The sequence below is a fragment of the Winslowiella iniecta genome, assembly GCF_001267535.1.
GTDB classification, from domain to species: domain Bacteria; phylum Pseudomonadota; class Gammaproteobacteria; order Enterobacterales; family Enterobacteriaceae; genus Erwinia; species Erwinia iniecta.
The window spans coordinates 22,535-39,911 of the sequence record NZ_JRXE01000028.1 but is presented as its reverse complement, the minus strand read 5'-3'; the positions used below and the strand labels follow the sequence as shown (position 1 = coordinate 39,911).

The 17,377-nt window shown below is 52.4% G+C and carries 17 protein-coding genes; 8 read left to right on the top strand and 9 right to left on the bottom strand.

What is annotated here, in order from left to right; all coding sequences use genetic code 11:
• Positions 1-22: 22 nt before the first annotated feature.
• Positions 23-448 carry a VOC family protein gene (locus tag NG42_RS17715; RefSeq protein ID WP_052901577.1) on the bottom strand — a complete coding sequence of 142 codons (426 nt, stop codon included), beginning with the start codon at positions 446-448 and terminating at the stop codon, positions 23-25.
• A 205-nt stretch (positions 449-653) separates the two neighbouring features.
• Between NG42_RS17715 and NG42_RS17710 the strand changes: the two genes are divergently transcribed.
• Positions 654-1,085 (top strand): DUF2946 domain-containing protein, encoded by a 432-nt coding sequence (locus NG42_RS17710; protein WP_052901575.1) that lies wholly within the window; start codon positions 654-656, stop codon positions 1,083-1,085.
• 74 nt (positions 1,086-1,159) lie between these two features.
• Positions 1,160-2,587, top strand: a complete 1,428-nt coding sequence (locus NG42_RS17705; protein WP_052901573.1) for a PepSY-associated TM helix domain-containing protein — start codon at positions 1,160-1,162, stop codon at positions 2,585-2,587.
• Between the two features lie 118 nt (positions 2,588-2,705).
• Here NG42_RS17705 and NG42_RS17700 read toward each other — a convergent pair whose 3' ends face one another.
• The 3 genes from NG42_RS17700 to NG42_RS17690 form a co-directional block, all read right to left on the bottom strand.
• Positions 2,706-3,692: a nucleoside hydrolase gene (locus tag NG42_RS17700; RefSeq protein WP_052901571.1), complete on the bottom strand. Its 987-nt coding sequence runs from the start codon at positions 3,690-3,692 to the stop codon at positions 2,706-2,708.
• A gap of 11 nt (positions 3,693-3,703) precedes the next feature.
• Positions 3,704-4,738, bottom strand: a complete 1,035-nt coding sequence (locus tag NG42_RS17695; RefSeq protein WP_052901569.1) for a LacI family DNA-binding transcriptional regulator — start codon at positions 4,736-4,738, stop codon at positions 3,704-3,706.
• A 78-nt stretch (positions 4,739-4,816) separates the two neighbouring features.
• The gene (locus NG42_RS17690; protein WP_052901567.1) at positions 4,817-6,211 is read right to left on the bottom strand and encodes an MFS transporter; all 1,395 of its coding nucleotides are present in this window, start codon (positions 6,209-6,211) and stop codon (positions 4,817-4,819) included.
• A gap of 613 nt (positions 6,212-6,824) precedes the next feature.
• Between NG42_RS17690 and NG42_RS17685 the strand changes: the two genes are divergently transcribed.
• Positions 6,825-7,379, top strand: coding sequence for a histidine phosphatase family protein (locus NG42_RS17685; protein ID WP_052901650.1), 555 nt, complete (start codon positions 6,825-6,827; stop codon positions 7,377-7,379).
• Here the strand turns inward: NG42_RS17685 and NG42_RS17680 are convergent.
• From NG42_RS17680 to NG42_RS17665, 4 genes are all read right to left on the bottom strand, one after another.
• Positions 7,376-8,011, bottom strand: a complete 636-nt coding sequence (locus NG42_RS17680; RefSeq protein WP_420911316.1) for a CatB-related O-acetyltransferase — start codon at positions 8,009-8,011, stop codon at positions 7,376-7,378. The genes NG42_RS17685 and NG42_RS17680 overlap by 4 nt on opposite strands.
• Positions 8,012-8,129: 118 nt before the next feature.
• A complete protein-coding gene (locus tag NG42_RS23785; RefSeq protein WP_052901563.1) occupies positions 8,130-8,339 on the bottom strand; it encodes an isocitrate/isopropylmalate family dehydrogenase in 210 nt (69 codons plus the stop codon).
• 69 nt (positions 8,340-8,408) lie between these two features.
• Positions 8,409-9,359, bottom strand: a complete 951-nt coding sequence (locus NG42_RS17670) for a beta-propeller fold lactonase family protein (RefSeq protein ID WP_052901561.1) — start codon at positions 9,357-9,359, stop codon at positions 8,409-8,411.
• 73 nt (positions 9,360-9,432) lie between these two features.
• The gene (locus NG42_RS17665) at positions 9,433-10,359 is read right to left on the bottom strand and encodes a LysR family transcriptional regulator (RefSeq protein WP_052901648.1); all 927 of its coding nucleotides are present in this window, start codon (positions 10,357-10,359) and stop codon (positions 9,433-9,435) included.
• 115 nt (positions 10,360-10,474) lie between these two features.
• Here NG42_RS17665 and NG42_RS17660 point away from each other — a divergent pair, with 115 nt between their 5' ends.
• The 5 genes from NG42_RS17660 to NG42_RS17635 all read left to right on the top strand — a co-directional run bounded on the left by NG42_RS17660 (position 10,475) and on the right by NG42_RS17635 (position 16,017).
• Positions 10,475-10,864 (top strand): tautomerase family protein, encoded by a 390-nt coding sequence (locus NG42_RS17660; RefSeq protein ID WP_052901559.1) that lies wholly within the window; start codon positions 10,475-10,477, stop codon positions 10,862-10,864.
• A gap of 196 nt (positions 10,865-11,060) precedes the next feature.
• Entirely contained in the window at positions 11,061-13,364 is a 2,304-nt protein-coding gene (gene opgB / locus NG42_RS17655; protein WP_052901557.1) for a phosphatidylglycerol--membrane-oligosaccharide glycerophosphotransferase, read from the top strand.
• 322 nt (positions 13,365-13,686) lie between these two features.
• Complete coding sequence (locus NG42_RS17650; protein WP_241488376.1) at positions 13,687-14,553, top strand: peptidoglycan-binding protein; 867 nt, start codon at positions 13,687-13,689, stop codon at positions 14,551-14,553.
• Positions 14,550-15,011, top strand: coding sequence for a DUF1311 domain-containing protein (locus tag NG42_RS17645; RefSeq protein WP_053116022.1), 462 nt, complete (start codon positions 14,550-14,552; stop codon positions 15,009-15,011). The genes NG42_RS17650 and NG42_RS17645 overlap by 4 nt, the downstream gene beginning before the upstream one ends.
• A gap of 550 nt (positions 15,012-15,561) precedes the next feature.
• Positions 15,562-16,017 carry a lysozyme inhibitor LprI family protein gene (locus tag NG42_RS17635; RefSeq protein ID WP_052901555.1) on the top strand — a complete coding sequence of 152 codons (456 nt, stop codon included), beginning with the start codon at positions 15,562-15,564 and terminating at the stop codon, positions 16,015-16,017.
• Positions 16,018-16,126: 109 nt separating this feature from the next.
• On the opposite strand, the gene NG42_RS17630 is transcribed toward NG42_RS17635, so the two are convergent.
• Positions 16,127-17,305, bottom strand: a complete 1,179-nt coding sequence (locus NG42_RS17630; RefSeq protein ID WP_206541925.1) for a 5-methyltetrahydropteroyltriglutamate--homocysteine S-methyltransferase — start codon at positions 17,303-17,305, stop codon at positions 16,127-16,129.
• Positions 17,306-17,377 lie beyond the last annotated feature (72 nt).

Genomic DNA, 17,377 nt, shown 5'->3' with positions numbered 1-17,377 from the left:
AGCAGCCGGTTGCCGCTGTCCGTTACGCCTGGTCGACGGTGAATCCCACCTGTTGACCATATGACAGCTCCAGCGTATTACCATCCGGATCGGCGAAAAACGCCCAGTAGCCCACCGGTAGACCATAATCTTCTGGCGCGCGGCGCAGTACCCCCTCCCGCTGCGCCATCGCCACTTTTTCATCAATCTCTGCGCGGCTGGCACAGGCCACCCCGAGATGACCAAACGGCCCGAGCGGCGTGTCTTCACTGATTTGCGTCTGCACCAACACAATGGCGAAGCGACGCGTCAGATCGGAAAGCCAGGCGACCTTTTCTGCTTCGGGCGCGCCGGGTTCTCGTTGATGAATCACCTTCATACTGGCATAGCGCTGATAAAAATCGATGCTTTTTGCCAAATCCTTTACTTCAAATGCCACGTGGGTGAGACCCGTATCGACAGCGGTCATACGCCTTCTCCTTAATCGCGTGATTCGCGTTATGCCCGCTCAGAGTATGTCAGCCGCGGCGGTTGATTTATCCGCCCGTGCGCAGCCTGCCAGCAAACAGCACAAAGTTCTCTATTGAAGCCAGGAAGTTTCTGCACAGAACGTTATCAACATCTGGGGTGGTTTCCGTTACAATCCCCCCGCGTTGAAAAGGTATAGGCAAAGTGTGTCTCTGATACAGATTTATGCTTCGCGCAGTCGCCTGCCCGCCTGGCTTGGCCTGTTCGCGATTCTGCTGCTGTTTGTTGCACCGGTGATCTCAAAATCACTGGCGCATGCGCGTGGCGCAGAGATGCCAATGATGATGATGTCACACCACGGCGAGATGGCGATGGCCGAAATGCCGCATCAGATGACGTCATCTGAGCTGTCGCCGCCCACGCGGGTGCATCATATGTCAATGATGGATGATAACGCCTGCGGCTACTGTGTACTGCTGATCCATCTGCCGTTGAATCTGAGTAACCTGCCTCCACTCTGGAGTATGCTACAGGCGGCGACGCGCCCGGTGGCACATCCTGAGCCGCTGTATATCGCCATCTTTGTTCCGATTCACTTCCGTTCGCGCGCCCCGCCACTTCCGACACTGATTTCCTGAAAACGCTAATTTATTAACCTGTCGCGACAATCGACAGGCACCTGCACATGCCTGCTATGGGCAAAGGAACTTCTATGTCGGAAAAAATCATTCCGGCCGCGCCAGCCGCGCGCGCCGAAAATGCACAAAGTGCGCAGGCGATTACGCATCTGCTGCGTCGTCTGCACTTCTATATTGGCCTGTTTATCGGCCCGTTTATCTTCGTCGCCGCACTGACCGGCACGCTGTATGTTCTGACACCGCAGCTGGAAAATCAGCTGTATGCGCAGCAGTTATACACCAGCGCCAGTGGTGAAGATCGCCCGCTTTCGCAACAGGTAGCCAGCGCGATTAAACATATGGGCGCTGAAGCCCATATCGTCGCAGTACGGCCAGCGCCCGCTGCCGGGGCGACCACCCGGGTGATGTTTCGCGGCGCGAACGCAGGCCCATCGGAAACGCATGCGGTATTTATCGATCCTGTAACGCTGGAGATTCGCGGCGAGCTGACGGCGTATGGCACCAGTGGCATCCTGCCGTTTCGTACCTGGCTGGACTATCTGCATCGCAATTTATTGCTCGGTGATGTTGGCCGTAATTACAGTGAGCTGGCAGCCAGCTGGCTGTGGATCGCCGCGCTGGGCGGGATGGCATTATGGGCCACAAGCCGCACACCGCGCCGCCGGGTAGCGACTCAGCGAGCCTCACGCACCGCCCGTTTCCTGCGCCAGCGCCACTGGCACACCACGCTTGGCCTGGTGCTGCTTGCAGGTCTGCTGTTCTTCTCGGCTACCGGCTTAACCTGGTCGAACTGGGCAGGTAATAATATTTCGCAAATGCGCGCGCATTTTGGCTGGCTGACGCCCGCGGTGAATACCCAGCTGGATGGCGCGCAACCTGCCATGCCGGTGGATGAGCATGCGGAGCATCATGGCGATCATAAGGCGATGATGACTCACCACGCCGAACATGAGCCGCTGTCACCGGCACAATTTGATGCGGTGCTGGCTGCCGCCCGGGCAGCAAATATTGATGCCGGTAAAGTGGAAATTCGTCCGGCTTACCATGCTGACAAAGCCTGGGTGGTATCTGAGATTGATGGTCGCTGGCCAACGCAGGTGGATGCCGTCGCGGTTAATCCACATAACTTCCAGGTGACAGACAAGGTCGAATTCGCCAGTTTTGGCCTGTTAGCCAAACTGACGCGCTGGGGAATCGACGCGCATATGGGCGTGCTGTTTGGGCTGGCAAACCAGCTGGTGCTGGCGCTGTTTGGCATAGGGTTATGCCTGATGGTGGTGTTGGGCTATCGCATGTGGTGGTTGCGCCGTCCGGCAATTCACCAGCAGGCAAGTCCGGCCGATACCCTGATTTATGGCTGGCGTAAACTGAGTCTCAGCGGGCGCTTTTTACTGTCGGTGCTGGTGATTGCGCTGGCATTTAGCCTGCCATTGATGGGCATCAGCCTGCTGCTGTTTTTGCTGATTGATTACGTACGCTGGAAGAGAAGTCTTAACGCCTGACTCAGCCGCTAATATCTCGCTTTTCCCGAACGGGCGGCGATCTCGCCGCCCGTGACCAGGGTTAGCCATCAGGACGGGAGCCGAAAACGGCTCCGCTACTTTATCAGGTCACTCTTCCTCAATATTCTGACGCGGCCAGCGCCTGCTCCAGCATGCTTAACAGCAAGGTGTTATCCACCGTTTGCAGCACATGTACCATGCCACCTGCCGGCTGCTGAATGCCGACATCGACCCGTAATGGCTGACGATAACGCCACGACTTGCCGCGCGTCGGGCCGGGACGCAGCTCGACATCCGCCAGATAATCGGTGGCGCTGGCTACCCGCTGGTTTAACAGCCAGGCAACCACCAGCGCATCATGGATCCAGCAACCGGACAGATTGCGCGTTTTCATCGAGTAATCAATCCACGGACGAAAAGTTTCCGTGACAAAACGCGCCAGCGGCTTATCGATCTTCGCAATCCTGTCGAGATCCTGATGGGTCATTAACGTCTGAGTGGTGACATCCATCGGCACCAGCGTGATATTCGCTCCGCTGGTCAGTACCTGATGAGCCGCTTCCGGATCGAGACCAAAATTGGTGTCTTTCAGATAATCATCAAGGGCAAAAACGCCACCCATAATGGCAATCTCCGCCACCGATTCGGCCAGCTGCGGATAACGCTGCATCGCGCGCGCCACGTTGGTCAGCGGGCCAATCGCCACCAGCGTAATTTCGCCGGGATGGTCACAAATCAGCTGACCGATGGCATCTACCGCATCGTGGGTCGGCGTATCCTGCGCTAACGGCTGGCGCACGCCCTGCCATAAATGCGTCAGATTCAGCTGATGCACCCGCTGATCGAGTGCCTGTCGCCATGGCTCTGGTGGCTCCTGCAACGCCTGACTTTCGCCTTTATACACCGGAATCGTCAGCCCGAGGCGGTTCAGCAGATCCTGAGCCACGCGATAGCCCACGTCCACCGGCGTATTACCGGCAACGGTGGTGATCATCTCCAGCGCAATATCCGGCGAGGCGATAGCCAGTGCTAATGCCAGACCATCATCAACATTGGCTCCTGCGATGCCATTCCCCGGATCGCAATCAATAATTAATCTTTTCATCGTTATTATCTTTATTTGCTGGCGCTTTCCGGCCTGGCTGACGCGCAGCCACAGGATTCGCCGATTTCCAGCTGGTGAGAAAACTCACGCAGCATCGCTTCGCCATTCCATGCTTTCAGCATCTCAATGGCCGTTTTCGCCATCTCCCGGATGGGCTGGCGCACCGTCGTCAGCGCCGGTACATGATAGGCTGACTGATCGGTTCCGTTAAAACACACCAGAGCAATCTGTTCTGGTACGCGGATATTGTGCTGCTGCAAGGCGCGAATACACCCAATCGCCTGCGCTTCGTTACTGGTAAACAGCGCACGTGGCAGCTTATCGCCCTGCAACATTTGCTCTGTCGCCTGATAGCCGCCTTCGCGGGTATAACTGGCCGGGAAAATCCACGCCGGATTAATCACTAAGCCATAGTTCTCCATCGCGTCACGCCAGCCGTTGATGCGATCCTGGGCATTCAGCATTTCGCCCGGCCCGGCGATAATGCCGACATCCTGATAGCCGTGACTGAGTAAATGTTCGGTCACCTGGCATGAAGCGGCACGCTCATCCACCCGCAGCATGCTGACCTGTAATTCCGGATCGACGCGATCCAGCATCACAAATGGCGTGCCGCTGGTTTTAATCAGATCAATATACGGGTGCCGGTCGACGCTGTTGTAAAACAGGCCATCGACCTGACGATTCAGCAGGCTGTGAATCAGTTCCCGTTCACGCTTACGGTCGTCGCCCGCATCCCCCAGCAAAATTACCAGCCCGTCGTTTAGCGCTTCCTGTATCAGCGCATGCGCCATGGAAGCAATAAACGGGTTGGAAATATTGGGCACCACTAAGCCATAGGTTTTGGTACTGCCGGAAGCCAGCGCACGGGCAATACCGTTAGGCCGGTAACCGGTTTGTTTGATCGCATCAAGCACCCGCTGACGCGTCGCTTCTGCGACCGGCCGCGGGCCATTATTGATAACGTAACTCACCACCGCGACGGAGGTTCCCGCCAGTCTGGCGACGTCAGAACGGGTGACACGCTCAGAATGCTGTTTAGCCAAACCCTTTACCTGCAAATTAATCGATAAAAGAGAAAATACTGGCCAGGCAACGCCCGGCCAGCCTGTTTCGCCGCGCGATCAGATGGCGTCCTCAGGAAGATTGAGGTCGCGCCCGCGAGTTTCCGGTGCCACAAAGGTGGTGAGAAAACCGATCCCCGCCATCGCGGAAAAATAGACCGCAATAGGCCACCAGTGGCCGGTCAATGACAGCATCGCTGCGGCAATCAGCGGGGCGGTACCACCGGATAAAATCGAACCCAGCTCTTTGGCTACCGCCATTTTGGTGTAGCGATGGTGCACACCAAACATCTCCACGCCCCATGCGGCCTGCACGCCGAAAATACCCAATGACGCCAGCGCCATACCGGTAACAATAGTCGCAATCACGATCGCCGGTTCACGGGTATCGAGCAGCATAAACGCCGGCCAGGCATAAATAATCAGTAACAGACAGAACCAGCGGTAAGTAATGCGGCGACCAAACCGGTCGGACAGCCAGCCCGCCAGCGGAATAATCAGGAAGCCTAATAGTGAAGCGATAAACACGGCGGTGGTCGGCACCGATTTATCCACCATCAGCACTTTCGCCACATAGCCGACAATAAATCCCTGAGCCAGGTAAGAAGGGCCATTTTCGCCGATACGCAGACCAACCATAATCCAGAACGCTTTACTGCGCTGCCAGAAACCACGGCTGTCTGCTGCTTGCGGACTTGCCTCAATCATTTCAGCGCGTTGCGCCTGTAACTGCGCTTTTTTGCGTTCAAAAACCGGGGTTTCGCGCAGATTACGCCGAATCCACAGTGCCGTCAGGGCGATCAGCGAGCTGCAAAGAAACGGGATGCGCCAGCCCCAATCCTGAAGCTGTTGCTGATCCATCTGTACCACTGCCAGCCACACGACCGCAGCCAGTAAGGTGCCGCTGTTGGAACCGAGCGCAATGATTGAGGAAACCAGCCCGCGTCGTGCCACCGGGGCATATTCACCCAGCATAACGGTGCCGCCGGAAAGCTCCGCGCCTGCACCAAATCCCTGCGAAAACCGCAGAATCACCAGACAAGCCGGCGCCCATAAGCCAATCGAGGCGTAGCTGGGAATCAGGCCAATCAGGGTAGTGGAAGCGCCCATCAGAATGATGGTGGTGATCATGACGACCTTGCGGCCTTTGCGATCGCCCAGCCAGCCAAAAAACAGCGCACCGATCGGGCGGGCAATAAAACCAACGGACCAGGTCGCAAAACTGGAGAGCAGCGCCATCTCAGGGGTAGCTTCGGGAAAGAAGATGTCGCCGAAGATAATTCCGGCGGCAAGTCCGTAGAGGGCAAAGTCGGCGTATTCCATCGCGGTACCCAACCAGCAGGAGAAGGTGGCGCGCCAGAAATCTTTGCGTCCTTCTTCGGTGGTGAGTCGTTCATCAGCAGCGGAGTGTGCCGCTGGCGAAGCCTTTTGCACTACAGATTGAGGTGCGGTCATTCAAAAAATTCCCTGATGTGAGGAGATCTTAAGAGCGCCCTTCCGTGGGTCATCGTCCTTGCTTACGAAGAGATAACTCCCCGGTGAAGACGCTCAGTTTCTGAGCCATGATGAAAGGTCAGTAAAGGATTCCCTGGTGTCAGGATCTTATTTTTGCTGCGCGTCTGTCGGTTTTTAATTAACCGATCGCTTAAGTAACGCGAAACAAATGCGACCATCACGGAGCAGCCAGAACAACAAGCGCTGTGAGTTATCACTACCCTTTGATTGTATCTACGCGCGTAGATAAATCAATAGCAAACACGACTAATAATTAGCTTACCTTTACATTTATTCGTCAGGGTAAAATCGATAACTCATAAAATCAACAGGTTAAACAATGATCAATCGGTGAAAAAACCGTGATTTTTTTTTCAACTGTTGTAGTGCTAATCTGTTGCCGCTAAGTCTGACACGCTGCTGAACTTTCAACTGGCGACTGTTTGTCGCATGGCAAGATGACATTCAGATGAAGGTATCGTTCACGATGGACTGATTCTGAAAGTGTCTGTCAGAGATGTCAGCACTGGCGCAATCGGCTAACCTGCATGGACGGCAACACAGGCTGAATAATATGGTCATAATTTTGATGCGGCACGGAAAACCCGATCATTCGTTTCCGGCGCGAGTTTCGGCGCTGGCGATGGCGCAATGGTGTGAAGAGTATAATCTTTCGCTGGTCAGCGATCTGCCGCCGCAACGCAGCCTGATGATCGCCAGAAAGGCCGAAGTGATTGTCACCAGCACCCTGCCGCGCGCGCTGTCGTCAGTGGAAAAACTCGGGATGCAGGCGCACAGTAGCGATGCACTGTACGGCGAGGTCGACATCCCGATTCTGCCGCTGGCGCGCCTGCACCTGCCGCCTGCGGTGTGGCTGTCGCTGTGGCGCTTAATGTGGTTCTGCGGCTATTCCGGCTCGGTGGAGTCATTTAAATCTGCCACCGCACGCGCTAAGCAGGCGGCAACTCAGCTGATCCGCTTGTCTGAGCAGGGCACGGTTTTACTGGTCGGTCACGGCATCATGAACAAAATGATCGCCCGTGAGCTTCGTAAGCAGGGCTGGCAAGGCGAAAAACATGCCAGTAGCCGTCACTGGAGTACGGCGATATATAACCGGCCATTTATTTAGTTTTCACCCGCCAGCCCGTCAATATCCCCGGCAATAATTTGCGGCAGACAGGCAGTAATTTTATCCACCGGCCAGTCCCACCAGCACAGCGCTTCTAAACGCGCAATCTGCTCGGGCGCAAAACGCATTTTAATCACCGCAGCCGGGTTGCCGCCCACGACGCTGTACGCAGGCACATCACGCGTCACCACCGAACGTGCAGAGATAATCGCGCCATTGCCGATTTTTATCCCCGGCATAATCAGCGCGTCATAACCGATCCACACATCATTGCCGACCCGCGTATCGCCTTTAAACGGCAACGCGCTGGCTGGCGGCATACTGTTTTCCCAGCCGCCGCCAAATATCCAGAAAGGATAGGTCGAGACGCCGGAAAGCAGGTGATTGCCGCCGTTCATAATGAATTTAACCCCGCGTGCCAGCGCACAAAACTTGCCGATCACCAGCTTATCGCCGATAAACGGAAACAGATACCGCACGTTGCGTTCAAAATTCTCCGCACCCTCGGGATCGTCGTAATAGCTGAAATCACCAATCTCAATTTGCGGGTTCTGCACCACATTTTTCAGATAACAAACCTGGGGAAAACCGGCCATCGGATAAGGATTATCGGGATTGGGTCCCTGCATCATTTACTCCTTGCGTTCACTTAACAGCAGATCAAAGGACGAAGAATCAAGCGGGGTGTTTCAATGCGTACGCGGGTGAAATCCATCAGTATTGCTCCATACGGTGATACCGGCATCACTATCAAATGTGGCGTAATACCGCGTCGGCGCTTTGCGTCTGATGCAGTTGGCCTTCGGCAGTGACGTGCTCCAGCGCCTGCATCATGCCTTGTGCCGCCGCGTGCTCGCCGAGATGCTCCAGCATCAGCGCGCCTGACCCGATTGTCGCTACTGGATTGGCGATAGTCTGCCCGGCAAAATCCGGTGCCGAACCGTGCACCGGTTCAAACATTGATGGCAGCGCCGTCGCCCGGAATCACTGCCACTTTGTAGTTGTTCATCCACTCCCTCTCAAACAGTTTCAGGTCAGGGTAAAATAACTCAGTACTTCACAACCGCGTCCGACCGACGGCGTGGCAATCACTTTGCCGGCCATCACGTCGATGACGCTCAGGGTGCCATCCTCTTCGTTGGCAATCAGTAAGGTGCGATTATCCGGGCTGAAGCAGCCGTCCATCGGTTTATTGCCCACTTCGATCTGTTTCAGCGGCGTCAGCATCTCATCGAACAGCGTGACAATCGGTTCGCCATCACCAATCACCATCAGCAGCGAACCATCATCGCTAAAACGAACAATTTGCGCGGCTTTTTTATGTCCTGGTAACGGCAGATAATGCCGGATACGGTGGCTTTCCGCATCAAGCACGTAGAGCAATGGCCGCTCGGCATCGGTGGCAACCAGGTAGGGATAGCGCGACGACGCGGCAATACCGTTAATCGCGCGCGGCATCAAAATATTCTCCACCACTTCACCGTGCGTGGTGCAGAGATCGATCACCGTGATGCTGGCATCCTCTTCGTTCTCGGTAAACAGTTTGCGACCTGACGGCAGAATCGTCAGGCGATGACTGTTATGCGAAGGCAGCGCGATCTGATCGATCGGCCGATCGGTTTCAGGATCGATCACCAGAATAGTGGCACTGTTTTCACAACAGATATAGACCCGGCCATCCCGGCCCAGCCGCGCGGTATGCGGCGATACCAGCGGACGAATATCAATAAACCCGCTCAGCTGACGTGTCACCAGATCGATAACTGCGATTTTATGTCCGGGATGCGGGTTATCACCGTGGATGCCATCGCCGAAAATCGGCACATAAGCTTTATTCTGCTGCGGCAAAATCAGCAGCTCATGCGGTCGCGGGGGAAAGGCGTTAAGTTGTTGCTCAACGGCGAAAGTCTGCGGATTCAGAAACAGTACATTGCTACCCTGCTTATCAACGGCGATCAGGCCGTATGGCGCATCAGTCATGTTGTTCTCCTTGCTGACAAGTGAGAATTCACTACTTTAAGCGTAGTTCATTGACCGGTGCTGCCGAAAAACCTCAGGAATCGCGCTGAAAAGCGTTGCGCAGCCAGTGGCTGAATTCGGTGACAGCACGGGGTACCTGAGGCGCGTAGGGCCGCACGATATACAGCTTATCGGCGAAGGCTCCGACGGTGCGCCACTGCGGCAAAAGCACTTGCAGACTGCCGTTATCCAGCGCGGCGCGGGCGCTGAAATCCGGCAGCATGGCGATACCTAAACCATCCAGCGCCGCATCGCGAATCGACTCGCTGTTATTGGTGGCAAACGGCCCGCTGACGCTGACCGTCACCTGCTCGCTGGCTGCGCTATGGCGGGCAAACGTCCAGCGCGGTAACTCGACTCCACGTGGATAATAGAGACACTGATGCTGATGCAGCGCTTGCGGCGTCTGCGGTTCGCCATATTCCGCCAGATATCCCGGCGAGGCGACTAACAGCGCACGCGTCTCGCACAGCGGCAGCGCGACATGGGTTTCCGGCAGGCTATTACTGTGGCGGATCGCCAGATCAAAACCTTCACTGGCCAGTGACACCAGACGATCAGACACTTCCAGCTGCACGCGCACCTGCGGATGCTGGCGCAAAAAACTGCTGATATGCGGCACCAGTTGCTGGCGGGCAAACGCCACCGGCGCGGTTACCCGCACCAGGCCACGCAGCGGCCCACTGGAATCCCTGACGCTGAAAAAACTCCGGGCAATCTGCGAAAAAGGCGCTCGCAGATCCTCCACCAGTTTTTCACCGGCGCTGGTCAGCCGCACACTACGCGTGGTGCGTTGCACCAGCGCCACGCCCGCCATCTCTTCCAGCTGTTTAATCTTCTGGCTCATCGCCGCTTTGCTGACTTCCAGCCGTTCGGCTGCGCGGGTAAAACTTCCCTGCTCGGCCAGCACCGTCAGCCAGTGCAGATGAATCCACAGCGCATCGGTTTTCAGTTCTTTCATCGTCATTGTTCAAAATAGTAAATAATCATTTTAAGTATAGCGCTTTTTCTTCGTCGCCAGCAGGTGCAGGATAACCCGGTGAGTTACCCACTTTTACGCAATGTCAGGAGTTACTATGCCGTTATTACAATTCGATGTTATTCAGGGCCGCTCAGAGTCTGAAATGAAAACCCTGCTGGATGCAGCGCATCGCGCGGTACTGGCGGCGTTTCAGGTACCGGAGCGCGATCGCTATCAGATTGTTCACGAGAATAAAAGATATCAGATGGTTTTTGAAGATACCGGCCTCGGACTGCAACGCACCGATAATCTGGTGATGGTGCGGGTATTTACCAGCCCACGCAGCGACCAGCAAAAACAGTTCTTTATGGCGGAACTGGCGCGCGAATTTAAACAGAGCTGCGGCATTGCCGGCAGCGATCTGATGATCTCGTTTATCACCAATGACAAAGGCGACTGGAGTTTTGGCAACGGCGTTGCCCAGTATATCACCGGCGAACTCTGATCATTTCCGACCGCTTCCCTGCCGAAAGACCAGGTTCCCTCAGCCTGGTCTTTTTTTGCCTGATTCTGATACAGCCCGCATTTCTGCTACCTCCAGTTGCCTGCCTGCGCCTCTCAGGCTAAATTGGACGCGGGTATCGCTGCCGGTAAGGAGGGTAAGCGCAAGGGAACGCGGCTTTATGACAAGAGAGGAATTGATGTCGTCGGAACTACTTTCAGTTATTTTATTTTTAACTGCTATTTTACTTTATGCATTAAAGGCCGGGCGTAATAATATTTGGTTTACCGTTATTCTGATCACCTCAGGTTTATTTGTCATTCTTAATGCGACCTTATTTGCCAGTAACTATTTTACCGGCGACGGAATAAATGATGCGGTTATCTACACCCTGACCAACAGCCTGGAAGGTGCCGGGATCAGTAAATATATTCTGCCGGCCACAGGTCTGATGGTCGGACTGCTGCTGATATTCGGTCTGCTCTCCTGGATTTTACGGCGGCGCAAACATCTGCCCCACCATTTTGGCTATAGCCTGCTGGCTTTACTGCTGTCACTGGCCTCAATTAAAACCACTCCCGCTTTTCAGCAGGTATTTGATCTGGTGCGCTCGCAAACGCGTCAGGGCGAATCGGATTTTGCCGCACACTACCAGGTGCCGCACAAAACCATGACCGGCCGTAAACCTAATCTGGTGTATATCTATGCCGAAAGCCTCGAACGCACCTATTTCGACCCACAGGCCTTTCCTGGCCTGACCGAGGAGCTGGGTGCGCTGAAAGACGAGGGGATTGATTTCAGCCAGACCGAGCAACTCCCCGGCACGGAATATACCATCGCCGGAATGGTGGCTTCACAATGCGGCATTCCGCTATTTGCGCCGTTTAATGGCAATGCGTCAGCTGCACTGTCGAGCTTCTACCCGGAAAACGTCTGCCTCGGCGATATTCTGAAAGCTTCCGGCTATACCAACTACTTTATCCAGGGTGCAGATTTGCGCTTTGCCGGTAAAGATCTGTTTCTGAAATCCCATGGCTTCGACAGCCAGAATCTGTATGGTGCGCGTGAACTGGAACAGCGGGTGGCCGATGCGAAATACCGTAATAACTGGGGTTATTACGACGATACGGTACTGGATGAGGTGTATCAGAAATTTAGCGAACTGTCGCAACAGAACACCCGCTTCGCGCTGTTTACCCTGACGGTCGATACCCACCATCCGGACGGTTTTATCTCACGCAGTTGTCAGCGCAAAAGTTACAGCATCGAGGGTAAAGCCAATCAATCCTTCAGCGCGGTCACCTGTAGCCAGCAGCATATCGCGCGTCTGATTGAGAAAATTAAGGCCTCACCCTGGTTCGAAAATACCGTGATTGTGGTCTCCAGTGACCATCTGGCGATGAATAACACCGCCTATAAATACCTCACTAAACAGGATCGGAAGAATCTGTTCTTTATTATTCGTGGTGATCAGCCGAATAGCGATCTCAATGCGGTAAAGCGCAGTTCACTGGATAACGGTGCGACGGTGCTGGATATTTTAGGCGGTGATAACTATATCGGCCTTGGGCGCAGCAGCCTGTCCGGTATCTCGCTCTCCTCCGCGTTTCTCAATATGAAAGAAAAAATTAGCGAGTGGAAGCCGGACATTATTCGCCTGTGGAACTTTCCTAAGACCCTGACCGATTTCACTATCGATAAGAAAAACGGCACCTTCAGTTTCTCCGGCGCTAACTTTAAGCTGCCGTTGCTGCTGCGGGTTAGCGAAGGCAAAGTGGAGCCGTTCCCGGAGGGGGAATACTCTGCCCCGCTGCGCTATCAGCTGGCGGAATTCGCCGCCGGGGATACGTTTCTCTGGGTGGATAAATGTTTCAGGATGGCGCGTATCTGGCAGCCGCAATTAGCGCTTTCCAACGATCTTTGCCTGTCCAGCGGACAGCTAAACGCGCAACCGCAGGTGATGCAGATTGTCGGTGACAACTATCACGGCACCGCCGACTTTAAGCCGGTACAAGGTGACGAAAAACGGTTCAGACAGAATATCGCCCAGCTTAAGATTGAAGATAATGATATCCGCTATCAGGCCGACAGCTTTATTTTCCATCTGCCTGGCGCACCGCAAGCGGTGAAAAGTTTTAGCGGTATTTCGCGTCCGGAAGAGTGGGGACGCTGGTCGAATGCCAATCTGGCCCCGGAAGTGAAAATTGAATATCGTGATCCCCTGCCAGAGAGTTTTGATCTGGTGATAACCGCACGCGCTATCGGCCCGAATATCCACCGCCCGATTCCGGTCAGCGTCGGCGAGGATATTCAGTTGCTGAACCTGGCTGAACAGGCGACCACCACCACTCTGCATTTCCGCAACCCACAGCAGGCCAGCACGCTGGTGATTACCCCGCCAGAGCCGATAATCTCCGATACCGGTAATATTATCGGCCATGACCCGCGCAGACTGGGAATTGGTATGGTGAATATTAAAATTGTGCCGACCCAGCCACAATAACTGACTGATTAACGACGCAGCTTAACGGGTGCGTCGTTAATCACAACGGCTTAAAGAAAGTTGTTGGTAAATAAACCGCTTTATGCTTTACTTTATTCTTCATTAAAAGCGTTATTAATGATTAAACATTATCGTAATAAGCTGTAATTAATTCCATCATTAATAATATCAAATTTATATATAACGTTAATAACCTCGCGATTAGTATCAGGGAAAGAAGTTAAAGGAAACCGCCATTACCGGGCGATGAAAAGGAGTTCTGATGAACCAAAAGCGCTATCACGACCCGATGGTGTTACACCCGAACCTGGTGTTTACCTCGGTGGGCACCTGCGGCACCAACCAGCCGGAAGAAGTCAAAAAACTCCAGCGAATGGTGATGAATGCTGGCTATCAGCAGGCTACCGGCCGCGAACTGGAAATCAGCGGCAAATGCGGACAGGATACTATCGAAGCGGTCGTCTGGTATCAGCGACTGCTCAATTTGTCACCCAGCGGACTGGTTGGCCCCACCGACAGCTGGTTTACCGAAGCGCTAAAAGAGATGTCGCCCCACTGGCGGCAGCGGCAGCCGAATGGCCCGCTGCATGTGCGCGAGGGTCAGATAACCTTTGATGCTGAAGGGCATGACTATATCACCGCAGTAGTGCCTTACCGCCAGCATCGCGCCCCTTTTTTTTCACGCGTGCTGCACTGGCCAGGCCAAAATTCAGGCGTCACGCTGGGCAGGGGCTACGATATGGGTGGCCGCAGCCGAGGAGAAGTCTATTCCACGCTACGTCAGGCGGGTCTGGAGGAGTTTAAAGCGGTTATCTGCTCCAAAGCCGCCGGTCTGAAAGCTAATCAGGCCAGGAAGTTTGTACAAGTGTATGGCCCAATGGTCGGGGAAATCAGCCATCGGCAGCAGATCAGGTTGTTTGAGATTATTTACCCATATTATGAAAAGTTATCAAAAAATTATTATCTGAAATATACAAAAAACATTCCTGACGCCGCAACATGGGACGCAATTGATGTAAAAATAAAAGAGGTATATATTGATATCGTCTATCAGGGTGTAGATGATGTAATTGTACTTGTTAAAGCTGTTGCGAGTAATAACCCAAAGCAGTTGACAGATGTAATAAATCAAAGTGCTCACTATAGTCAATATGAAAAAGAAAGAAAGAGAATAAGGAATTTGTTATGAAAAACACAACCGCCTTGTTTCTATTTATTATTGGATTGTGGGATAACTCTGTATATGCAAGCATGCTGGATATAGAGAAATCCATTAACCATTGTTTTACCGAAGCCTCATTACAAGTTAACAGTTCAAAGGAATGTATTTCTTTAGAAGAGGATAAATCACGTAAAGATCTACAGAGAGAAATCAGCACCATGAAAGCGATTATCATGGAAAAATATGATGATCCTTTCCATTTAACTGAGCCTGACGGGGATAAAATAAACAAAATTTTCATTAAGCAGTTTGATTTATCGCAACAGGCGTGGGAGGAAGCAAGAAATAACCTATGCGAAGCGAATGCTAATTTAATGGGCGAATGGGCTCAATCACATGACTCTTCAGTTATGTCATGCAATATAAAGATGAATATCAGACGCATTGAAGAAATAAAATTAATAACACGTACTGCTAAAAATTAGACTGGTATTATAATTTAACCATATGAAAGATAATACAATTTACTCTATACCATCAGGATTTCTGTCCTCCTCGACTTCTGTAGAAAAGAGTGATATTTATCTCAATTAAATTTTACTTATTAACAAATTTATTTATATCCAGCGCTAATAGACTCGCCAGTAATATTCAAACGGTTATTTGCCACAAAGCCGCCGGTCTGAAATCTAGTCAGGCCAGGAAGTTTGTACAAGTGTATGGCCCAATGGTCGGGGAAATCAGCCATCGGCAGCAGATCAGGTTGTTTGAGATTTCTTACAGAATTAAACGCGATGAGACCGGGAGGTCTTATTTACGGAACACGAAAAATCAGCAAGGAGCAACTCCCTGGCACTTATTAAATCAGAAAATCCGTGACGTGCTGGTTGATATATACTATCAGGGCACTACTCACGCTGAAATTTTATGTTTAGCTGCAATGGATAACGATGAAAGTAAGTTAATTTCACCTATCAGTAGTAATGCTTACTACATGACATTTGAGTCAAGCAGAAAAAGAATCAGGTATCTAAAATGAAAATTAAAGCTTTTACACTCATCACTATGATTCTTTTCCCATCCGTTTGCCTCGCCGTCACTCCACTGATGGCAGGCAGTGAAAAAGATGCATGCTATGCAAAGATAGACAATCGCCATGAAGGTGAAAACTGTATTGCATTACAGTGGAAAAAAAGTAATAAAGAGGTAAACCGTGTTTTAGAGAAAAAATTAACCTCAATAATAAATGACTCTAATTTTATGGATCCATTCAATAGTAAAAGTGAAGAAACAACCGGCAGTGTGTTTCAAAAGCGACTATCGAAATCTCAAAAAACTTGGGAAAGATACAAAAAAGATTTCTGTCTGGCAGTTGCTTCTCAAATTGGAGAGGAAGGCTTTGACTATCAGCCCACAATTGAGCAATGCGAAATAAATATAAATAAACGCCGTATTGAGGAAATCAACCTGATGGGCGATCTCCCGCAATAGATCGGCGGCTTCGTTAATATTAACTTGCCCATATCCTGCCGATCCAAATCACTGAGCATCCGCCAGCCAATGGCCCGAATGCTCAGCCAACACGCTTTAACGGCAAAACTTATTTCCACACCTCTTCGGCGATCTCTTTTACCAGCGCGATCTTCGCCCATTGCTGCTGTTCCGTCAGCGCATTACCCTCTTCGGTCGAGGCAAAGCCGCATTGAGTGCTCAGGCACAGGCGATCCAGAGGGATATACTGCGTCGCCTCTTTAATACGGTCGATAACCGCTTGTTTATCTTCCAGCTCACCGGTTTTGGACGATACCAGACCCAGCACCACCTTTTTGTCACCGCTCACTTCAGCCAGAGGGGAAAAATCACCGGCACGTTCAGTATCGAACTCAAGATAGTAAGCCGAAACGTTTTCTCTGCCGAACAGTACACTGGCAACCGGCTGGTAACCGCCGCTGGCAGCCCAGGTGGAACGATAGTTACCACGACAAACATGGGTAGTCAGAATCAGATCGTCCGGCGCACCTTCGATGGCGGCATTGTTAATCGCCAGCAGTAATTCCGCCAGTGACTGAACGTTATCGCTAATCACCGTATGGGTGGTTGAGTGACAATCACAGGGTTCTTCTTTCAATAATGAGCGATCGGCAACGCCAGCATTATTGTAACGCGCATCAACCATCATGCCCCAGGTGCAGTCATCCAGTTGCAGGTTTCGGCAGCCCGCAGCATAAAGCTCGGCGATAAAGGTCTGATAAGCACGGGTAAGATCCTGAATTAATTCCGCCTGCGTGGGGTAAATGCTTTCTGTCGCGGCTTTATTCTCCGGGCGATACAGCTCTTTAAAAAACTGGGCTGGCGCAGGAATGGTCAGACGCGGAACAATACCCGCGTCGGCAAACGGTAACAGGAAGCGGAAATGTTCCAGAAAAGGATGGTTTTTACCGCCGATCTTAGCGGTTAACCGCGCGGTTTCCGGGCGCGTTTCAATCCCGTCAAATACATAGCCATGGGATAAATCGGCCTTTTCCACTCCATTCAGTCCCCACATAAAGTCGAGATGCCACCAGCTGCGACGGAACTCGCCGTCGGTGATCACCTTCAGCCCCGCCGCTTTCTGCTTCTCAATCAGCTCGGTAATGGCTTTATTTTCAACGGTTTGAAGATTATCAGCGCTAATTTCCCCTTTGGCAAACTGACTGCGAGCCTGATGCAAATAGGCCGGACGCAGATAGCTGCCGACGACATCAGTACGGAATGGCGGTAGTGTGTGTTTTGACGTCATAATTATTCTCATTAATGTTTTTTGATTCCTTTTGGCACGTTACACCAATCAGATAAATTATGGTTTTGAAAA